This window comes from Ferruginibacter sp., assembly GCF_028288465.1.
GTDB lineage: Bacteria > Bacteroidota > Bacteroidia > Chitinophagales > Chitinophagaceae > Ferruginibacter.
This window is the reverse complement of sequence record NZ_JAQBNR010000032.1, coordinates 80249-101222: the sequence shown is the minus strand read 5'-3', so window position 1 is coordinate 101222 and position 20974 is coordinate 80249. Positions and strand designations below refer to the sequence as shown.

At 42.8% G+C, this 20974-nt stretch carries 17 protein-coding genes; 13 read left to right on the top strand and 4 right to left on the bottom strand.

Going from position 1 to position 20974, the window contains the following annotated elements; translation table 11 throughout:
* The first annotated feature begins 212 nt into the window (after positions 1 to 212).
* The 7 genes from JWR61_RS14500 to JWR61_RS14470 all read left to right on the top strand — a co-directional run bounded on the left by JWR61_RS14500 (position 213) and on the right by JWR61_RS14470 (position 7288).
* The gene (locus JWR61_RS14500; protein ID WP_301928486.1) at positions 213 to 1349 is read left to right on the top strand and encodes a P1 family peptidase; all 1137 of its coding nucleotides are present in this window, start codon (positions 213 to 215) and stop codon (positions 1347 to 1349) included.
* Positions 1346 to 2167 carry an aminotransferase class IV gene (locus JWR61_RS14495; RefSeq protein ID WP_301928485.1) on the top strand — a complete coding sequence of 274 codons (822 nt, stop codon included), beginning with the start codon at positions 1346 to 1348 and terminating at the stop codon, positions 2165 to 2167. Before JWR61_RS14500 ends, JWR61_RS14495 begins: the two co-directional genes overlap by 4 nt.
* Before the next feature lie 63 nt (positions 2168 to 2230).
* Positions 2231 to 2719, top strand: a complete 489-nt coding sequence (locus tag JWR61_RS14490; protein ID WP_290338800.1) for an asparaginase domain-containing protein — start codon at positions 2231 to 2233, stop codon at positions 2717 to 2719.
* A 479-nt stretch (positions 2720 to 3198) separates the two neighbouring features.
* Positions 3199 to 4233, top strand: a complete 1035-nt coding sequence (locus tag JWR61_RS14485; protein WP_301928484.1) for an alpha/beta hydrolase family protein — start codon at positions 3199 to 3201, stop codon at positions 4231 to 4233.
* A gap of 135 nt (positions 4234 to 4368) precedes the next feature.
* The gene (locus JWR61_RS14480; protein WP_301928483.1) at positions 4369 to 5664 is read left to right on the top strand and encodes a CitMHS family transporter; all 1296 of its coding nucleotides are present in this window, start codon (positions 4369 to 4371) and stop codon (positions 5662 to 5664) included.
* Positions 5661 to 6989 carry an acyclic terpene utilization AtuA family protein gene (locus tag JWR61_RS14475; RefSeq protein ID WP_301928482.1) on the top strand — a complete coding sequence of 443 codons (1329 nt, stop codon included), beginning with the start codon at positions 5661 to 5663 and terminating at the stop codon, positions 6987 to 6989. Before JWR61_RS14480 ends, JWR61_RS14475 begins: the two co-directional genes overlap by 4 nt.
* Complete coding sequence (locus JWR61_RS14470) at positions 6986 to 7288, top strand: hypothetical protein (RefSeq protein WP_301928481.1); 303 nt, start codon at positions 6986 to 6988, stop codon at positions 7286 to 7288. The genes JWR61_RS14475 and JWR61_RS14470 overlap by 4 nt, the downstream gene beginning before the upstream one ends.
* A gap of 238 nt (positions 7289 to 7526) precedes the next feature.
* Here the strand turns inward: JWR61_RS14470 and JWR61_RS14465 are convergent, their stop codons facing one another.
* Positions 7527 to 7871: a ribose-5-phosphate isomerase gene (locus JWR61_RS14465; protein WP_301928480.1), complete on the bottom strand. Its 345-nt coding sequence runs from the start codon at positions 7869 to 7871 to the stop codon at positions 7527 to 7529.
* A gap of 327 nt (positions 7872 to 8198) precedes the next feature.
* Here JWR61_RS14465 and JWR61_RS14460 point away from each other — a divergent pair, with 327 nt between their 5' ends.
* Entirely contained in the window at positions 8199 to 9107 is a 909-nt protein-coding gene (locus tag JWR61_RS14460) for a class I SAM-dependent methyltransferase (protein ID WP_301928479.1), read from the top strand.
* Positions 9108 to 9384: 277 nt separating this feature from the next.
* Here JWR61_RS14460 and JWR61_RS14455 read toward each other — a convergent pair whose 3' ends face one another.
* Positions 9385 to 9753: a hypothetical protein gene (locus JWR61_RS14455; RefSeq protein ID WP_301928478.1), complete on the bottom strand. Its 369-nt coding sequence runs from the start codon at positions 9751 to 9753 to the stop codon at positions 9385 to 9387.
* Positions 9754 to 10012: 259 nt separating this feature from the next.
* On the opposite strand from JWR61_RS14455, the gene JWR61_RS14450 reads away from it, so the two are divergent.
* Entirely contained in the window at positions 10013 to 12799 is a 2787-nt protein-coding gene (locus JWR61_RS14450; RefSeq protein ID WP_301928477.1) for a family 78 glycoside hydrolase catalytic domain, read from the top strand.
* 155 nt (positions 12800 to 12954) lie between these two features.
* Here the strand turns inward: JWR61_RS14450 and JWR61_RS14445 are convergent, their stop codons facing one another.
* The gene (locus tag JWR61_RS14445; RefSeq protein ID WP_301928476.1) at positions 12955 to 15501 is read right to left on the bottom strand and encodes a DUF5686 family protein; all 2547 of its coding nucleotides are present in this window, start codon (positions 15499 to 15501) and stop codon (positions 12955 to 12957) included.
* A gap of 474 nt (positions 15502 to 15975) precedes the next feature.
* Between JWR61_RS14445 and JWR61_RS14440 the strand changes: the two genes are divergently transcribed.
* The 4 genes from JWR61_RS14440 (at position 15976) to JWR61_RS14425 (ending at position 19367) form a co-directional block, all read left to right on the top strand.
* Positions 15976 to 16635, top strand: a complete 660-nt coding sequence (locus tag JWR61_RS14440) for an alpha/beta fold hydrolase (protein WP_301928475.1) — start codon at positions 15976 to 15978, stop codon at positions 16633 to 16635.
* A gap of 121 nt (positions 16636 to 16756) precedes the next feature.
* The gene (locus JWR61_RS14435; protein WP_301928474.1) at positions 16757 to 17605 is read left to right on the top strand and encodes an NAD(P)-dependent oxidoreductase; all 849 of its coding nucleotides are present in this window, start codon (positions 16757 to 16759) and stop codon (positions 17603 to 17605) included.
* Positions 17606 to 17733: 128 nt separating this feature from the next.
* Positions 17734 to 18810 carry a hypothetical protein gene (locus JWR61_RS14430; RefSeq protein ID WP_301928473.1) on the top strand — a complete coding sequence of 359 codons (1077 nt, stop codon included), beginning with the start codon at positions 17734 to 17736 and terminating at the stop codon, positions 18808 to 18810.
* A gap of 59 nt (positions 18811 to 18869) precedes the next feature.
* Positions 18870 to 19367 carry a DinB family protein gene (locus tag JWR61_RS14425; RefSeq protein WP_301928472.1) on the top strand — a complete coding sequence of 166 codons (498 nt, stop codon included), beginning with the start codon at positions 18870 to 18872 and terminating at the stop codon, positions 19365 to 19367.
* Between the two features lie 282 nt (positions 19368 to 19649).
* On the opposite strand, the gene JWR61_RS14420 is transcribed toward JWR61_RS14425, so the two are convergent.
* On the bottom strand, positions 19650 to 20813 hold the full coding sequence (locus tag JWR61_RS14420; protein ID WP_301928471.1) for a glycoside hydrolase family 43 protein: 1164 nt from the start codon (positions 20811 to 20813) through the stop codon (positions 19650 to 19652).
* Positions 20814 to 20974 lie beyond the last annotated feature (161 nt).

Genomic DNA, 20974 nt, shown 5'->3' with positions numbered 1-20974 from the left:
CTCCTATTGTTATACCCTTCGCGAAGTTATCCAATGATGTTTTGTAAATCATAAGAGCATTTTATAGCTAAACGAAATAGTGTTTGCCAATTCAAAAATAGGCGAAACTAGCTGGTAATACTAATCTGTTACCTGCCGGAGTTACACCAGTACCCAAACTCCCCCATCAATACCTGCAATGATTTATCTTTAAAAAAAATTTCATTGCAGGTATGCGTAAAAAAATACTCTTTATCCTTTTATTGTGTGCTCCCTGCCTGCTGCAGGCGCAGGAACGTAAACGGGCACGTGACTATGGTATCCAAATTGGTGTGATGAAAACCGGCAGGTTTAACAGCATTACGGATGTGGCCGGTGTAAAAGTTGGCCAAACTACCTTGATAAAAGGCGACAGCATTCGTACCGGTGTTACTGCCATTGTGCCGCATGACGGAAATATCTTTCAGCAAAAAGTACCTGCCGCAATCTATGTGGGCAATGGCTTTGGCAAACTGGCGGGCAGCACACAAGTAAATGAACTGGGCAACCTTGAGACACCCATTGTGCTGACTAATACACTGAACGTGCCTGTGGCCATGGATGCATTGATTGGATATACGCTTAATCAACCCGGTAATGAAAAAGTAGCCTCCGTGAATGCAGTGGTGGGTGAAACGAATGACGGCTATTTAAACGATATCCGCGGCAGGCATGTTACCAAAGAAGACGTGTTGGCTGCGCTGCAAAACGCCAGCACCAATATGGTGCAGGAAGGTGCAGTGGGTGCAGGAACCGGAACGGTTTGCTTTGGTTTTAAAGGTGGTATTGGCACTTCCTCCAGAAAGTTGCCGGCAAGCCTTGGAGGTTATACGGTAGGCGTTTTGGTACAAACCAACTTCGGTGGTGTGCTGCAGGTTGCAGGTGCGCCCGTAGGTGAAGAGCTGGGACAATTTGACTTCAGCGATAAGCTGCTGAATAATGTAGATGGCTCGTGCATGATCATTGTTGCAACGGATGCGCCACTGGATAACCGCAACCTGGTGCGCCTCGCCAAACGTGCTATGTTGGGGCTTGGCAAAACCGGCGGCATTACCTCCAACGGCAGTGGTGATTATGTAATTGCTTTTTCAACAGCCTCTGAAGTGAGGATACCTTACAACAGCAATACCGCTGTGATCAACACGCCGTTGTTGCAAAACGATAGCATTTCTCCTCTTTTCATGGCTGTCATTGAAGCCACCGAAGAAGCAATTATTAATTCGCTGTTTACCGCCACCACCACGGTGGGTAACAACAGAAATAAGATAGAAGCGCTGCCACTGGATAAAGTAATTCCCATTTTAAAAAAATATAACCGCATACAAAAATGAGTGTCAACTATGTATTGATCAATGATGACTTTGTGTTGAAAGAAGATGCCAAAATTTTAATCAGCGATTTGTCTGTTCAACGCGGCTATGGCGTATTTGATTTTTTTAAGACCATACACGGAGAACCTGTATTTTTAGATGATCACCTGGACAGGTTATATGCTTCGGCTGCAGAGATGTATTTGACTGTTCCATTTAACCGCGATGGCTTAAAAGAAATCATCCGTCAGCTAATGAACAAAAATGATCTGCCTGATTCAGGCATCCGCATTACGCTTACCGGTGGCTATTCCGAAGATGGTTATACTTTGGGCAAACCTAACCTGGTTATTACACAATCGGCCTTTACGTTTGACAAGACAGGTTTTGACAAAGGCACCCGGCTGGTAACGTTTGTACACCAGCGGCAACTACCACATGTTAAAACCATCGATTACCTGCAGGCCATCCGCTTACAGCATTTCATCAAACAAAACAATGCAGATGATGTATTGTACCACAGTGCATCCGGCATTGGCGAATGCCCGAGGTCGAATTTTTTTATTGTAACAAACAATGATGAAATCATTACGCCCGATAAAAATATACTGCATGGTATCACCCGAAAAAAGATACTGCAGCTAACAGGATTGAACACAGCCTCAGCCGCTATTTATCCGGAGCAAATTGCAGCCATTAAAGAAGCATTTATTACCAGCACTACGAAAATTGTGTTACCTGTTTTAAACATCAACGGCAACACGATAGGTGACGGAAAACCAGGCACTCTTACCAAAACAATATTTAAACGGCTGCTCGGCTTGCAGGGAATTGAGTGATATACTTCTTGCATTAAACAAGCCCAAAAATTTCTTTTACCTTCATCATCTAAACTAATTAATATGGCTATCCGCATATTTATTACCGGCGGCACTTTTGACAAAGAGTACAATGAACTGAACGGGCAACTGTATTTTAAAGATACGCACCTGAGCGACCTGCTTGAAATGGGCCGCAACAAAGTTCCTGTTGAAATAAGAACACTGATGATGATCGACAGCCTCGAAATGACGGCCGAAGACAGGGAGCTGATTGTGCACCAGTGCAACCAATGTGATGAAACTAAAATTGTAATTACGCACGGCACAGATACCATGGCGGAGACAGCCAAAATAATTGCACAGAAAAAAATTAATAAAACCATCATCCTAACCGGTGCGATGATTCCGATTAAATTTGGCAGTTCAGATGGATTGTTTAACCTCGGCAGTGCCCTGGCTTTTGCGCAAAGCCTGCCCGTTGGTGTTTACGTTGCCATGAATGGCCGCTACTTTAACTGGGATAATGTACGGAAGAACCGGCAGACGGGCGTTTTTGAAGAAATAAAATGAGTTAACTACACAGGAGGCTGTATAAATCTAATTGTGTGAACAATAGGATTAAACGTTCATTGAGCAGGCCAGTGTTGAGTGGAGCGTAGGGAAACAATACAGCAGGCTGGCAGACCCCGGAAAGTTTTTCTTCTCATTTGTCCCGAAACAGGAAAAATAAACCAGCCTCTTCCGAAAATTGTGGTTGTGTATTTTTCACCAACTACCAGCGCACTGTCCATTTTACTTGTTGAGATTTTGATTAAATTATTAAAGTTTGCAGTAGTTATTTCCTGATACCCTTATTTTATGAGAGGTCGGCCATTAGTGAAAAACATACAACTGCAGCTCCCCGACAGTCAATAGTTTTGTATTCGAAGACGGTACACCAACACTGCCTGTAGCCTGATAAATATAGCTTCAATTTAAATGCACCTGCTAAACCCTGAACTGTGAATTTCCCGTGTTATTTAAATTACAAACCGTAATTTGTAATGAATATGAAAAAGATACTTGCTGTTTTATTATCCTTTGCCTTCATGGGCGTTGCTGCCGCCCAACGTAGTTCAGGCACTATTGTTACAAGCGTTATACAGTCAACCTACCTGCATAACACGGGTGGCGAAAATATTGACAGACGAATATCTGTTTACCTTCCTCCCGGCTATGCGCAGGCAAAACAACATTATCCTGTTATTTATTATCTGCATGGCTTTTTAGGCACAGACAGCATAACGCCCAACATGAAAAACATACTTGACATGGGCATTGCAAAAAACAAAATCCGTCCTTACATACTTGTTATTGCTGATCACTTTACTTTATACTCAGGCAGTTTTTACAGCAACTCTGCACTTACTGGCAACTGGAGCGACTTTGAAGCAAAGGAACTGGTTGCCTACATGGACAAGAATTTTAAAACCATTGCCAATAGAAATGCACGTGGCATTGGCGGGCATTCAATGGGTGGTTATGGTGCTTTAAAAATTGCCATGTTATATCCTGATGTGTTTGGCAGTGTATATGCATTGAGTCCGGGCTTGCTTGCATTTGTAAAAGAGTTTGGGCCCAACAGCGATTCATATAAACAACTGGCTGCCATTAAAACAAAAGATGAACTGGATAAAGCCTATTATCCCAAAGTAATTGCTGCCTGTGCAAGGGCATGGTCTCCCAATGCAAATAAACCGCCGTTCTATATCGACCTGCCGTTTAATTATGTGGGTGACAGCCTGGTGGTGGATAGCGTGGTGTATCAAAAATGGAGGAGCAATATGCCCTTGTACATGATCGATTCCTATTCATCCAATCTTAAAAAATTAAAGGCCATTAAGCTGGATTGGGGACGTAATGATGCAAGCCGTTTTCCGGTACAGTGTGGTATGTTTAGCCAGGAATTGGAGAATCATGGAATAGAACATTATGCTGAGGAATATATCGGCACACATACAAATAAGATATGGACAACAGATGGCAGGGTGCTGAATGACCTGCTTCCTTTCTTTAACGATTACCTGCAGTTTGAAGAACATTGACGGCCTGATTTGTTGCAGTGTAATGAGTACCCGACATATTCTGCCACGCAACTGTGAATGCTTAAAACAATATGGCTTTGAGCAAAGTATTTTTAAATAGAAAGCCTTACCTATAAACCAAAAGCGATTATTTCTATGCTTGCATTAATTGGCTTCTCTACCATTGTGGTGTTTCTGCTGCTCATTATCACCAAACGTTTGTCTGTAATAACAGCGTTGGTCACGATTCCCGTTGTATTTGCTTTCATTGCCGGTTTTAATTATTCCCAAATCGGCACCATGGCACTGGCAGGCATTAAGCAGGTAGCGCCTACCGGTATCTTGTTAATGTTTGCGGTGTTATATTTTTCTGTAATGCTGGATGCCGGTTTGTTTGATCCCGTAATTGCATTCATTGTGCGGTCGGTAAAAGGTGATCCGCTAAAAGTAATTGTGGGCACAGCCCTGCTCACCATGATCGTTCACCTGGATGGTGATGGCACCGCAACTTTTATGATTGTGCTGTCTGCTTTTCTTCCCATTTATAAAAGGCTTGGCATAAACAGGCTGATACTTGCGGGCATTGTGGCGTTGAGTGTAGGGCCCATGCATTTGGTGCCATGGTCAGGCACATCGGTAAGGGCTATGTCAACATTGAATACAGATGCGGTACACCTGTTCAACCCAAATATACCTGCTATGATTGGTGGCGTATGCTGGGTACTTTTTGTCGCTTATATTTTTGGTAAAAGAGAAAGAAAGCGGCTGGGCATTATTTCGTTTAATTATCACCACAAAGAAAATTTTACGGATGATCAGCATGCTTTAAGAAGGCCGAAACTAGTGATCGTAAATGCGGTACTGACTGTTTCACTCATCTTCATTTTGCTGAAGGGCGTGGTGCCTGCACCGGTTTTATTTGTGGTAGCAAGCATCATTGCATTGATGATCAACTACAGCAAATTGCCCGATCAGCAAAAAGTAATGAAAGCGCATGGCAGTAATATTTTTATGGTATCAGGAATGATATTCGCCGCAGGTGTGTATTCGGGCATTCTTACAGAATCTAAAATGATTGCATCTATGGCAACCTGGCTGGTAAATCTTATTCCGCAGCAACATGCCTCATTCATTCCTGCTATCACTGCAGTGTTTAGTATGCCGGCAAGTATACTGTTTACACCCGATGCTTATTACTATGGTGTTGTTCCGGTGCTTAGTCATACCTGCACACAATTAGGAGTTGATCCGCTAGAAATAGGCAGGGCTTCTTTACTAGGACAAATGACGGTGGGCTTTCCTTTAAGTCCGCTTACAGCGTCTACTTTTTTATTGATTGGTCTTGCAGAAGTAGAGCTGGGAGAACACCAACGATTTATTTTTAAATGGGCATGGGGAACAACCATTGTGATGACCATTATTGCATTATTAACAGGCTCTATACACATATGAAACAAAAAATAAGAATTGGTTGTGGCGCAGGTTTTTCGGGCGACAGGATTGAACCCGCAGTAGTACTTGCGGAGAAAGGGAAACTTGATTACCTGGTATTGGAATGTCTTGCAGAACGCACCATTGGCCTGGCGCAAAAAAGAAAGATGATGGATGCTACCAAAGGATATGATCCTTTGCTGGAGAAAAGAATAACCACCTTATTGCCGCATCTTGTAAAAAATAACACAAGGCTTATTACCAACATGGGTGCAGCCAATCCCATAGAAGCTGCAAAAAAAATAATAGCCATTGCCACAGGGCACCAGATACAAATAAAAGTAGCGGCGATTACGGGTGATGATGTGCTGTCTGTTATTGAAGCAAGTCAATCTTCCATCACCGATCTTGAAAATAATAAACCGCTAAGTGAATATAATATCATCTCTGCCAATGCCTACCTGGGCGCAGCGCCTATTGTGGATGCACTGGCTGCAGGCGCACAAATAATTATTACAGGCAGGGTTGCAGATCCCTCCTTGTTTCTTGCGCCCATGATACATGAATTTGGATGGGCAACTGACAATTACAACCTGATGGGCAAAGGCACTGTAACAGGGCATTTGCTGGAATGTGCCGGGCAGATAACAGGAGGTTATTTTGCAGATGGTGTAAAGAAAATAGTTGACAACCTGGATACGCTTGGTCACCCGTTTGCAGATGTATTTGCAGATGGTACTGCTGTTATTGGTAAGGTGGAAGGTACGGGTGGTGTGATAAACCTGCAGACTGCAAAAGAGCAATTGCTGTATGAAGTGATGAACCCTCACGAATATATTACACCGGATGTAATTGCTGATTTTACTACCGTGTATCTTGAAGAAATTGGTAAAGACATGGTGCATGTTTCAGGTGGCAGTGGTGCTGCAAAACCTGCCAGCTACAAAGCAAGTATTGGTTACAAAGCTTTTTACCTGGGCGAAGGAGAAATTTCTTATGCTGGTGCAGCTGCGTATGAAAGAGCGCAGCTGGCTGCCGAAATTATTGAAAAAAGGTTACAACCTTTTTTCAGCGATATCCGGATAGATTTTATAGGCGTTCAATCAATGCACAAAACAACTTTCAGCAATACCAGTGAACCCTATGAAGTAAGATTGCGTGTAGCCGCAAAAGCCCAAACAGCTGAAGCTGCTGCATTGGTAGGTGAAGAAGTGGAAGCATTGTACACCAATGGCCCTGCAGGTGGTGGTGGTGCAAGAAAATATGTGAATGAAGTGATTGGCATTGCATCAACATTGATTGATAGAAATCTCATTGTACCACAAGTAAAAATATTTGAATCATGAAACTTTTTGAAATAGCCCATAGCCGTGCCGGTGATAAAGGCAACACCTTAATGCTTTCGCTGATTCCATACAACGAAGCCAATTATATCATGTTGTGTAAAACAGTAACTGCACAAAAAGTTAGAGATCACCTGAAAGAAATCGTGCAGGGAGAAGTCATCCGTTACGAACTACCCAATATTGCTTCGTTGCTTTTTGTTTGTTACAATGCACTGTCAGGCGGCGTTACCACATCGCTGGCTTTGGATACGCATGGTAAATCGCTCAGCTATGCTTTGCTGGAAATGGAAATTGAGTAAAGGGAATTGTAATAAATAGCAGGTGTTACATTCATTTCAGGCACCGATACAAAGATAACTCCGCCCTACAGGCCTGCTGATGGGATAACCACAGGCTTTACTAAGGATGAAATCGGTAAGATAGGCGACGGTAATTTTTGCCCGGTGTTTGATGTAGTCCCTGCGGGTCTCCGGTAATTAAATCTGTTGATGTATTTATACCAATTACTTCCGGTGCAAACAGGGCGCAGGTGTACTATTAATTAAACCAAACCGCATATCCCTTCCTTCTTAAATCCAGGGCCAGTTTTTCTTCCATGATCAGCGCTTCCTGCATGGTCATTGCTTTTAGATTGATATGGTCATACAGGCTGGGGCGTAAATAGGTTCCGTATTTCTGCACAATATTGGCAGACAGCTTGTGCCCTTTTTTATTTATATACCCGGTTTTGTGTTGCATGAATCTTTCCGCAGGCGTCTTGCTCGTCATGCCTACATACAGACACTGTAACACACCGTTAAACTGCGGATTGGCAGCCCGGAATTTTGCATTTTCCGTAAATACTTTTTTCGATAATTCAACAACGTATACCTGGTATCTCATTTTAGATAAAGTATTGCTTCAGAGTCTTAATACATATCCGAAGTTATCTGGAAAACATACATGCCCGGCAATGATAAAATGATCACCTTTAAAAATAAATGTGCGATTTGTTGCGTTACAGAATCTGAACGATTTAAAAGAGCACTGCCCATTTATGAAGCGACCGCATTATTTCCTTAATGCTGCATGATTTTATGTAAATTACAAATTGTAAGGAATAAATATATAATTTCATTATCTTGTATTCATCTTTTCATATTTTAACTCTGCCGAGAGGTAGAAGGTATGATAGAATAAATCACATTTTTTAATCAAAAATCATTTCTGATGTCTGCACATATCCTTACAAGAGAAGCATGCCCTGCCTGCGGCCACACAACGTTCAGGTCTTTTTTTAAAAGAAGTTTCAACGAGGAGCTTTTACAAAAGTATATGTTTGAATCGTACCAGGGAAATGCCAATATGGAAATACTGAAGGATGTAGATTTTGAAATTGTACGCTGTAATGCTTGCTCGCTGGCATATCAAAAATATATTTTGGACGATGAAATGCTGGATGAACTGTATGATAAATGGATAGATCCTGTATTGGCCAGAGAGTGGACTGCGAGCACAGGGGAAAGTGTTGCCTATTATGAAAAAATATTCAATTTTACCATTTCAAATTTAGGTAAAAAACCTGCCGATATTAAAGTGCTTGACTTTGGCGCCGGTTTCGGAGACTCTTTAATAATAGCGAAGAGGATGGGATTTGACTGTTATGCTTTTGAATATTCTTTGGAAAGGATACGCTACATGGAACAGAAAGACATAAAAGTCATAACTACAGACAGCAATAGTGATATGTTGTTCGATCTGATCATTTTAAACGAGGTATTGGAACATGTTTCTGACCCTTGCAGCATCCTTAAAGCGATAAACAGCAGGCTGAAGCAAAATGGCATTGTTTATTTTGATGTACCCGATTGTGCAGCTATAGAAGAAAAAATGGCTGTAACACAAACTATTACCAGTGAACACCAGTTTAAAGCTGTTCTGCTGGCTGCTAATGTTTGTGCCTTTCAGCACATCAATTTTTTCAACAATAAAAGTCTCCGGCAACTGTTAAAAAAAGAAGGATTGAAGATAATGTCACCTTTTAAACAAGCCTTCACTACACCAATCAGCATCAAATCTTTTGTCAGGCCGTTTTACCGCTATTATATCCGTACAGGATTTTATCTGGTAAAGTCGTAGGAACCGATATCATATCTTATCCTGATAAACATTCCATTTTATACAACATTATGGTTTGCGCCAGCAGCAGCGTAATTCCGGAAAGTGCGGGCTTTTTAAGATGGACAAATTTGGTATAAAATATTGAAGACCCTGACTTTAATGTAACCCCGCTTTTTAGTTTTATTTTTGGAATAGCTTCACTGCCGTGTGATAAGGCTGTAATTTACCCAAGGGCTATAATTGAAAAAGACGACAGCAATATCGGCCATCATGTTGCCGTCGTCCCGGTAATAAATTAGAATTTAGCTGTAATGTATTCTACCAGCTTTTCATCACTCATTTTGTTAGACGTTGACTCTTCCGTCTTACTATTTTTAAATTGAGGAGTACTTTCCAGGTAGTGAATAAACTGTTCCTGCGCCTGGCCGGTACCAGTTACGTGTACATGCGTAGCATTGACCAAATGAGAGGCTATTTCTTTAAAAAATTTTGCCTGTAGTGTTTTCTCGTGGTTGTTCGAATTTTTCTCACTGGAGTTTGGGGAAATATCTTCCCCCTTTATGTGGGCAAGTACTGTTAATGTTTCGCCTTCAGCATTGTCATTTCCTACTACCGCAGCCTGGTGGTTATCCATCCAGACTCCGAATTGTTTTTGATTGCTCATGTTTATATTTTAATGTGCCAGCTTTAAACCAATAACCATACCGTAAGCCGGATCTGATTTAAAACTGGTTTGTAAGATGGCTGTGGCTAAACTTCATATCCCACTTCCCTGATCCCTGTTTAAAAGAACTGTTTAATTATCCGTAGAAAAACGAAGAAATTGGATGAGCTCAATAAAACAATTACTTTAGAATCTGATTTATTGTATACTGCCTGGCCGGCATTATTTATCCGCCGGGTAAATAAATTGATTTAATTAAATGAGAAAAACGTTTGCCTCAAAACTGCATGAAAGCCTGGGATTATTAATGACCATTTTTACGTGCTTCCTGCTGACTGAATACACGCAGGGTAAAAACCCGTCCCTTACATTCAAAAAAATGCTGGTGGAATACGCGGAAGCACCTATAAACGTAGATGTGATGCATCCCCGTTTTTCATGGGTCATTACTTCGGCGGACCGTGACCAGGTGCAGACAGCTTACCAGCTGATGGTGGCTACATCGATGGCGCTGCTCAAACGCAATCAGCCGGATACGTGGAACTCAGGAAAAGTAATTTCCAGCGAAACCATTCAGCATGCATTGGGTAACAATAAGCTCAGTTCAAACAGCATCTATTATTGGAAAGTAATTGCCTGGAACGGAAACGGAAAAAGAGTTGAAAGCTCAATAAATAAATTTGAGACTGCTTTTTTAAATAGCGGGGATTGGAGAGCCAGCTGGATCGGCAATGGCACCCCGTTGGAAGCTCTGCCGGCGCAAGGCTTTTATAAAGATGTAAGAGAACAACTGCCTGGCAAGGACAGCATCGTGCACGACGGCCGTTCGCTTTTACTGCGCCACGAAGTAAAGTTGCCGAAAAAAATTCAATCAGCACGAGCCTACGTTACCGGGCTGGGCTTGTACGAATTCTTCATCAACGGTCAGCGTGTAGGCAATCATGTGCTGGCACCGGCCAAAACACCTTACCAAAAATATGTGTTGTACGATACCTATGATGTAACTGCTTTGCTGCAGCAGGGTGACAATGCGATCGGCATTCATGTCGGTAACGGCTGGTACAATCCTTATAAAAAATGGTGGGACACATACCGCATGCAATGGTTTGGCAGCAAGAAGGCAATTGCACAAATTCTGGTAAGGTATACTGATGGCAGCAGCAGCTGGATAACAACTGATAACAACTGGCGTTGCACACCGGGTCCCGTCCTGTACAGTTGCATTTATGACGGCGAAGTATATGATGCCAACATGGATCAACAGGGGTGGACAAACACCGGGTACAATGATGCAGCATGGAAGCCAGTTACGGTTTTTGCAAAGCCGGCAGCCAGCCTGGTTGCACACACCATGCCCGCCATTAAAGTGCAGGAAATTTTTAAACCGCAGGAAATCAATAGCCCAAAGCCCAACACCAAGGTATTTGACATGGGGCAGAATTTTGCAGGCTGGGCAAGCATTACAATAAGTGGCATAAAAAATACAAAGCTGACGATACAATTTGCCGAAGATATTTATGCCGACGGCTCCCTTAATATCACCAGTAACGAGCATGCCAACGCAACAGCCGAATACATATTGAAAGGCGACAGTGTGGAAACATATGAAACACATTTTTCTTTTTTCGGTTTTAAATACGTGGAAATCTCGGCGCAAAACGGTCCGTTGAATTTATTGAACGTTGAAGGCCATGCTGTTTATTCCACAAATGAGCCGGCAGGCAATTTTGAATGTGATAATTTGCTGGTAAACAAAATACACCAGGCAACAGTATGGTCGCAAAAAAGTAATATGCTGGGCTACCCGATGGATTGCCCGCAACGCGACGAGCGCCTGGGCTGGCTGGGTGATGCACAGGTTACCGCAGACGAAGCAATGTATAATTTTAACATGGCCCTGTTTTACCGGAACTGGCTTGCCGGAATTCGCGAAAATCAGGACGCAGCAACTGGTGATATACCTATTATTTCACCGCGGCCCTATATCAGGGATACCGGCATTGAATGGAGCAGTACCTACCCCGTGCTGTTGTGGAAGTATTACACCCATTACGGCGACAAGCAAATGCTGGCGGAACATTACCCGGCTATGAAACGTTTTATGCATTTTCTTGACAAACAGGCAATAGACTTGATGCTCCCTTCCGGGTGGATCGGCGACTGGGGCAGCATGGTGAAAGGCTGGAAAGAAGGCGATCCCAAATCCATCCCCACGGCATATTATTACTGGAATGCAACCATCATGGCCAAAGTGGCCGGTATAATCGGTAACACTGCGGACGAAGTGTATTTCAAAAAACTCACGATTAACATTGCCGGAAAATACAATTCCAGATTCCTGGATACTAAAACTGCCAATTATGAAGATGGCAGCCAGATGGCCAATGCGTTTCCATTGTTCCTGGGAATTGTTCCAGGAAACATCCGGCAACGGGTTTTGGATAATCTTGTAAAAGACATCTTGACGAATAACAGCAACCATTTAACCACAGGCGTACTGGGTACCAAATACATGCCCGAAGCCTTGGCGCTGCTGGGCCGGGCCGGCGTTGCCTGGGGAATCATCAATCAAAAAACGGCCCCCAGCTGGAATGATATGATGCGGCTGTATACAACGGTATGCGAATTCTGGACATTGAAACAATCAAAAAATCATGTGATGATGGGTAGCATCGATGCCTGGTTTTATCAATACATCGGCGGCATACAACCGGATGAAAACAGTTGCGCATTTGCGTCATTTATAGTAAAGCCAATGCTGTTGGATAGTCTTACCACTGCAACAGCAAGGATTGAAACAATGAGAGGAACGATATCATCGGAATGGAAAAGGCAGCCAGGCCTGTTCACGCTGAAAGTACAAGTGCCTTTTAATACATCGGCAACTATTTATATCCCGGGTGATACAGGCGGAGTATTAACTGAAAACGGAATAACAGTCAAACAATTGAAAGGTGCAAGCTATAAGGGCTTTCACGACGGGTATCATATTGTGAATGTACAGTCGGGGGCCTATGTATTTAAATCCGGTATTGCAATAAAATAAAACGCCACCGTTTTAATTTGAGTTTTAGAGAACATGTTAAGTTATATCAGTTCCATAATAAGTTTGGGGTTCCATGGAAAATCGCAGGTTCGGCTACTTTTGCCTGCTGTTAGTTTAAACTAATGATCAGATATCACCTGTAAAGTTTGTTCTTCTTAAACCCAACCGGAAGAAAAGCAAAAGCTTAAAAAGACAAAGTGAGCCCCAGGTAGACTCCTCCCTTTTTTTGCATAAGGATTACCCAGGTAATTAAACCGCCGGTAGTATTCAACGGATAAAATGTGAAAGATGTTGCCGATGCCAGCGCCAGCCTCCATAAAGGGCGTTTTTCGAATCAGGTTAAAATTGGAATTCTTATTATAGTCCATATCACTCTGCGTCATATCGCCCCAATAAGCATTAAATGAAAAACGTTCCCGCCAGCCCAGCTTTTGCAACAACGGAATTTTATCCAGCAATGCACCGCCCAGGTAAAAACGGCTATGCAGGCTGACATACCGGTCGGCCGCAAACTCATACGGCGCCATTGTATTAAATATATAGCGGTTGGTTACATAATACTCATTGCCTGCAGGTATATTTAACAGAAGGTATGGAATGGTTCCAAAAACTTTCCCTATATCCAGTCTATAAAACAGCATGCTCTTTGGCGGCAGGCGCAGTTTTTGTTCAACCGAGGCAAACAGTTTGTGGTATTCAAATTGTGCGGAGCCTAATTCAAATCCATAAGTATAACCTGCTGTAACAACCGGGTAAAATGTACCCAGCCTTATCCTGTCGTAATTTAGAATTGCAGCACGTTCCTTATGCGCATAGCGGATTACAAAAGAAGCTTCTGCCACTGGCAATTTCTTTACAAACACACTGTCATAAGGTTTATCAATATCAGGATTAATGGGGCGGTATTTAAAATCAAAAACCGGGTTTAATTCCTTGTATCCTACAGCTCCTTTTATACTAAAATCAGGCGATAAGTATTGGTCATGACTGACCAGTAACTCTTTAACATACATCCGGGTAAAAGGAATTTTTTTACGCAGTAGTGAATTAATGATATTGTCTTTATCCATTTCGTCTGGCTGGTCTATTATAAAATCATAATCACTGCCAAAGCTCAGGGAAGTCTTTGTCCAGCGGGCTGCGTTCCACACGTACTTAACACCCAGCAATCCTTTCAGCTTCTGGTCTTTTGTACCGTAAGCACCGTACCCAAAAATATTCAGCTTTTTACTGATGCCCTGCATGGTCCAGAAACCAACCCGAAAGCGCATACCTTCAATGGAGTTTTTACTAAAGAAAGAAGTCAGCGAACCGAGCCTCAGAGAACTGCCAAAATCCCAATAGCCCGTGCCGGCAAAAGCAACCAGCCTGATATCTCTTTCAAAGCGTTTGTTCTGTTTCAGGGAATCCACCATTTTATAAATATTCGCTTCGTGCGTGGTGAGCGAATCCGGGCGGTGCTGCTGCCAAAAAGCATCCGGCTTATCCCAGTCTGTTGTTTGTTCTTTTTTTATCAGCCTGGATACAAATCCATCTTCATCCCCCGCATTCAGTTTTATATTATCGCTTACCGTGGTGTTTTTAATAAGAAATTTCATTCCCTTCTTATGCTCATTACCCGGTATTCCCAGCAAGGCCAGTCCACTTTCAAATTTTATTTCAGATGAAAATTTGTATGGCATGTAGGCGAGTGTACCGGCGCTGCTGTCAAATACCTGCTGGTATGTTTCATTATAATTGATGTCCGATACAAAATTGATATTGGCAGTTTTACTCAGGTACATATTTATACTTTCAACAGCAAGCGTATGGGTGTTTATCCAGAGCGTACCGGTAAAAGCACGCTCATAGGCACGCAGTGGTGTAAAGCGGATTTGCTGAATGGTATCACCATTTTCAACAAGCGTATCCCCCTCAAAAAATTTATAATAATTAAATGCATTGGTGTTAACCGGGCTCACATAGGTTTGTTCAAACAGGGGAAGCCAGTCGTCATACACATTGAAATTAAAATAAAATCTATCCAGTTTGCTGATAAGATTATCTGTTTTGAGGCCGAGATTCTTTTTCGCAATAATATTTTCCCGGTCATAATGCGGCGATACCGAATGATAATTAGTAGCCAGCCGTTCTGCAAAATAAATGGGCAGCTCTTTATCATCGGCCGCAGTAGTATCAATACTGTTGTAGGTTTTCAACATCAGGCTCTTCAATCCCTTACCACCTGCTTTTTTAAAATCTACCTGGTCAATATCCAGCTCGCAGCGGGTATAGCTGGTATAACTGTAACTCGTGAACTTAGAGGGGTTGTTAGTCGCTTTATGATCAATCACTTTTTGCATAAAAGCTTTGCCCGGTAATTTGGCGCTGCCAATCACAACGTCTTGTAATGCACCCGTGCTGTTTTTCATTTCAATAACCAGGTTAAGCGCCCGGCCCTTTGTTACCAACAACTTTACAGGTTCAAAACCCACACAGGTTATTTCAATACTGTCGTACCCCTTGGTGTTGACCAAACGAAACAACCCGTCAATTTTTGTAAGTGTGCTGTTATTGCTGCCCGTTAAGTGTACGGTAGCATTTTGGATAGCCTTGCCACTGGCAGCTTCGGCCACCCTGCCGGTTATCATCAAACCATCCTGGGCTTTACCCAGTTGAGCGACTAAAAGCAATGCTAACAAAAATATAGAGCGGTACATCATTAAGAAATAAATTCAATCACAGATATAAGACACGGTAAAGGTAGCTGCCACCTGTCAGGTGTTCTTTTTATTAAATTGGTTGGGTGTTGCAATAAATAAACTGTACCGGTCAAAATGAAGCAAGGTTAATTTGTCGCTCTGATCTTCTACCGGGAATGATTAATTTGTTTAGTTGCGTAACCCAGCGAGTTTTTGATTGGAGGCAAACAGCCACCCTATATTAAAGTCAAGAGAGGCACTTGGTCTTACAAAAAAAACCTTAATCTTATTACCCGCAAATATATACCGGCAGCAAAACTGTTAACAGAACCATGGTCATTGAAAATGTTGATACTGGTTAACAAATCAATAGCGGCCCCGGCCGCTTGTATATCGGGCGACTGTTATCCCTGCAAAATCATCTGAAAATAGTTGCGCCGGCCACTTATTTAACAAGATGTATTATTTTTAGTACCGTTAAAGCAATATAACTATATGACGACAAAGTCACTTGTACTACCTGTATCTGCTGAAACAGGAAATGTGTCTGCAGAATATATACTGCCTGAAGATTGCAGCTGCATCATCGTGCTGGCGCATGGCGCCGGTGCAGGCATGAACCATACGTTTATGATAACGCTGTCAAACGCGTTAGCATTAAAAGGTATAGGTACTTTTCGTTTTAATTTTCCCTTTATGGAAAAGAAAAAACCCAGACCAGACACGCCTGCTGTTGCGCATGAAACCATTGCGGCGGCTATTGCCAAAGCTCAACAATTGTTTCCATCGCTGCCACTGTTTATAGCCGGTAAATCTTTTGGTGGCAGAATGAGTTCGCAATATTTGTCAGAGTATAAAAATGCTGCGGTGAAGGGGATTATTTTTTATGGCTTCCCATTGCACCCCGCCGGCAAGCCTTCCACTGATCGTGCGGAACATTTAAAGCTGGTGAAACAACCAATGCTTTTTCTGCAGGGTACAAAAGGCGCCCTTGCAACATGGGAGCTTGTAGCGCCTGTTTGTAAATCGCTGAAACGTGCATCACTGGTGAAGATTGAGGGTGCCGATCATTCCTTTAAGGCTGGTAAAACAGACACCATAGCGTTGCTGGTAGCAGCAACGGAGGAGTGGATAAAGAAAAAACTGAAGCTCTGATTATAGTGATGTTTCAGCTGCTTTATTTTGCCTGGATTACTGTTTTTATTTACCCCCTGTCCGATTACAATATCCGGCCAAACGGCAACCATTTAATTAACTTTACAAAAAACAATGTAGTATGAAAGCATTTTTAGGTATGGGTTTATTAGGTTCCAACTTCGTGAAGGCGATGTTACAAAAAGGAGAGGCCGTGCAGGTATGGAACCGCACTGCTGCCAGGGCAAAAGCCATGGAAATATTTGGCGCCAAAGCCTTTGAAAATAGTTACGATGCAGTACAGGGTGCGGATGTGATTCATGTTACTCTTAAGGATGACGCCACTGTAGACGAAGTGCTGGCAACTGCCAGCAAAGGGTTTAAGCCAGGCGCCGTTATAATAGATCATACTACTACTTCTGTATTGGGTGCTGTAAAAAGAACAGCGGATTGGAAAAGCCGGGGTTTTACCTACCTGCACGCGCCTGTTTTTATGGGTCCGCCAAATGCCCTGGATAGCACGGGTTTTATGCTGGTATCGGGCGAGCAGTCTGTAATTGAAAAACATACGCCGGCACTAGCTGCCATGACGGGCAAGCTCCTTAATTTTGGCGCGGAAGAAGGTAAAGCTGCCGGGCTCAAACTCTCGGGGAATCTTTTCTTATTAAGCCTGACGGCCGGGCTTGCTGATTCGCTGGCACTTGCAAAAGTGCATGGCATATCCTCATCTGATCTGCTTACCCTGTTCAATAACTGGAACCCGGGTGTCGGCGTTCCGGCCCGGTTAAAAAAGATTACCGAAGGCAATTTTAATGAACCCTCGTGGGAATTGAATATGGCCCGCAAAGATGCAGGACTGATGATGGATGCGGCCAGCCAGGCTTCGACAACACTGACCGTTATACCGGCTATTGCAACGGTGATGGATCAATGGATAGCCAAAGGCCATGGCAGCGATGACTGGAGCGTGATAGCGAAGGATAGCCTTTAAGGATTGAAGGCGACTCGCATTATAGCCTGGTTAAGTCGCCTAACACGAAGGAAATGATGTTGCAGGCTTCACCAACGGTTGCATTTGAAATAGCACAATTTAGATATATCTTTATTATTATTTAGGAAATGAAACAACGCCCCGGCAAAATTTGTTCATTTTTCGTTTACTGGTCTGTAATTCTTCAGTGTGTTTGTTCATGCTCAAAAAATCACGACAACGTTATTCAGACTCAACTACCTGCTGGCAAAGATTCCTCCCTCTTAATAAAGAGTATCAGGTACGCATCCAAATTTGTTGAGAATTATTATTATGACAGCGCCAATAATAAAATAATACTTACATCTGTAACAGAAGATACTTTGTTTCCTTTCAATTCTGTTACCGAATTGAGTTACAATAATGATCATCTTCTTTCGAAAGTGATCTTTAAGTTCAAAAAGACATCTGCGGCTGATACAACCAGTATAATTAAAACGTTGTTTACTTATGACGATCAGAACGTTTTACAAAAAATAGAGCAGCGGGATTTATACGGATTACTCAAAACCATCGTTTTTACCAAAAATCTGATGCCAGGCGGGAATTATCGCCTCAAATGGTTAGATCAGCGGTCGAGCCTGCCCCGTGGCACTCCAATCTTAGACACTGTTGCAGCCATTTTTAACAACAATGGCCAACTCATCAGCATGACCACTAACCGCCCTTACCCGGTGAATGGCACTCCCGAAGACACGTTAACGTCTGCTACTATAACAGCAGATTCCGTCATTTATGACGCCGGGGGATCAATCAGTCAAATACAAAGCGGTTATACTGACACGTTAAGAAAGATCAACGATCATTTTATTTATTTCCAGTTTACATCAAGGGACAATCGGGGTAGCAATCTTTACAATCAGCGTCAGTTGTTACTTAGAGGTATTGCAAACATTCCGATATCTACCACCATTCTATCCGGCGAGGCAGGGGTACTGTCAATCTTTAATGATGCGTATGCGTGGCAATATGCAAAATATCCCTTTCAAACGGCCATACTTCATAACCAACTTGACGGAAGTGATCTGCATTTTAACTCAGCAATCGAATTTGACAGCAAAGACAGGCTTACCTATTTTAAAGGATTTATTTTGTCAGGCGAGCGGCCTTTGCAGTTCCCTGATCCGTCTTCTTTTTTCGATTTTCGTATTACCTACTTCAAGTGATTTATTTAGCCCGGAGAAGACAGGCATTGTGTTTGATGCAGAAAAAAGAAACAGTCTGTATGAGTAACATTTTGACCAATGCCTATAGCAAAGAACTGCAGTCAGAATATACCGCAACAAAAAAATGCCTTGAGCGCATCCCGGACAATTTGTATGATTACAAGCCACACCCCAAATCGATGAACCTGGGCTACCTGAGTTTACTCGTAGCGGAAATTCCTTTATGGATCAGCACCGCCATCACAAGTGGGGTGGTTGACTTTACTACTTTTAGCCATGTTGCACCAGGTACCAGCCAGGCTTTGCTGGAGCATTTTGAAAATAACTTTGAAGGTGCAATAGTAGCCCTTCAGCAAGCTACCGATGAAGCACTGGAAGCTCCCTTTGTGTTGAGAAATGGTGAAACAGAATTAATGCGGCAAACTAAAAACGAATGCATTGGGTCCAGCATCAATCATTGGGTGCATCACCGCGGCCAGCTGACGGTATACATGCGCCTGAATGATATTTTGGTCCCGTCTATCTATGGACCTTCGGCGGACGACAAAAATTATTAGGGAATGTTCTGTACTTGCCCGCTCTTCCATGCAACTTGAATGGCCGCCTGTGTTTCCTGTTGCGCTCAACACATGCAAAAAAACGTTGTTAACGGACGCTATCCAAGGCTACTATCGGCCTGCCCTATTGACATAGCCGGGCAAGTTCTATCGCAACGGTGGTGGATCAAAAAATAGCCAAACGCCACGGCTAATGACTGAAATGTTATTGCGAAGTACAGCCTTTAATGATTCAAGGCAATCACTCCATTAAAACTGTCTTTTTGCAACAGGTACGGAATGTCATTTGTTGATGGAGATCACACCCGAAGGCAGTTTTTGGGGCGTAGTAGTAGGGCCCGCAATGGTTATTTTGCCAGCTTTCACCTTCATACGATCAATAAAAACAACCCTTTCATCACCTGTGGCGGCAGTTCTTCCGTGATATACGCAAAACATTTCTTTACCATCAGGCGAGTAGGTAATGCTGTTGTGACCCGTACCGGAAACTTCGCCACCCTTATCTGTATTTTTTTGCAGCACCGGGTTATTGGCTGCTTTTTTATAAGGCCCTAAAGGTGTTGATGCCGTGGCATACCCAATGGCATAATACTGTCCGCCAAAATGATTGGCAGAATACATCATGTAGTAGATGCCGTCTTTTTTAAACGTTACCGAGCCTTCCGTCCAGCGGCGGTTTACTTCCCGTGCGGTAACAGACCTGCTCTCCCATTCAGACTGCTTGTCTTTCAGGCTAACCGGGGGCCGGAGCATTAATTTTGGCTTGCCAATTACACCAGAAAAATCGGGTTTAAGTTCCACACCATATACCCAGCTTTCTTCAATTTCTTTGTACCAGCCCTGCTTCCTGGCCCATGCTGCCACTTCGCTTTCTACAGGATGTTTGTATGCCACACGGGAATAATATAAATAGCATTTACCATTGGTATCAAAAAAAACGTTGGCATCAATTGTTGGATAGCCGGGATCAAAAACCGGGTGGGTATACAAATCAGTAAAAGGTCCTGTGGGTTGATCCGCCACCGCTACTCCAATACGAAAATTTTCTTCTTCATTCCCGGGATTAAGTTTCCACTGTGCACTATAAAACAGGTAGAATTTGCCTTTTACGGCATACACTTCCGGCGCCCAATAAGCACCCTCCCATTTCGCTTTTACATCACTCCAGCCATTTTTATTATTGCTGAAAAACACCTGCCCTTCCTGCTTCCAGTTTACCAGGTCTTTTGAAGAATAAGCAGCAAACCCATGATCCGCCCCCCCACCGGTGCCATACATATAATACATACCCTTTGTATGCAACACATAAGGGTCGCCCAATTGCACCTTCAATGGATTGGAAAAAGTTACATTGTCCGCTACAGTACCACCGGTAGTTTGTGCCTTTAAATGAGTCCAGAATAACACCGTTAAAAGAAAGGAATGACCCAATAATTTTTTCATCATGTTGTCCGTTGAAGTTTGTTGTTTTGTTTGTCGTTTCAGCCTTATTTTCACTTTTGGCTTATGACATTGCAGTTGGGTAAATCCAACTAAAATTGAATGTAACCGTTTTATTTTATCCGGCCAAAGTTGCATTAGCTTATGGCACACTATTCAGCGATTCA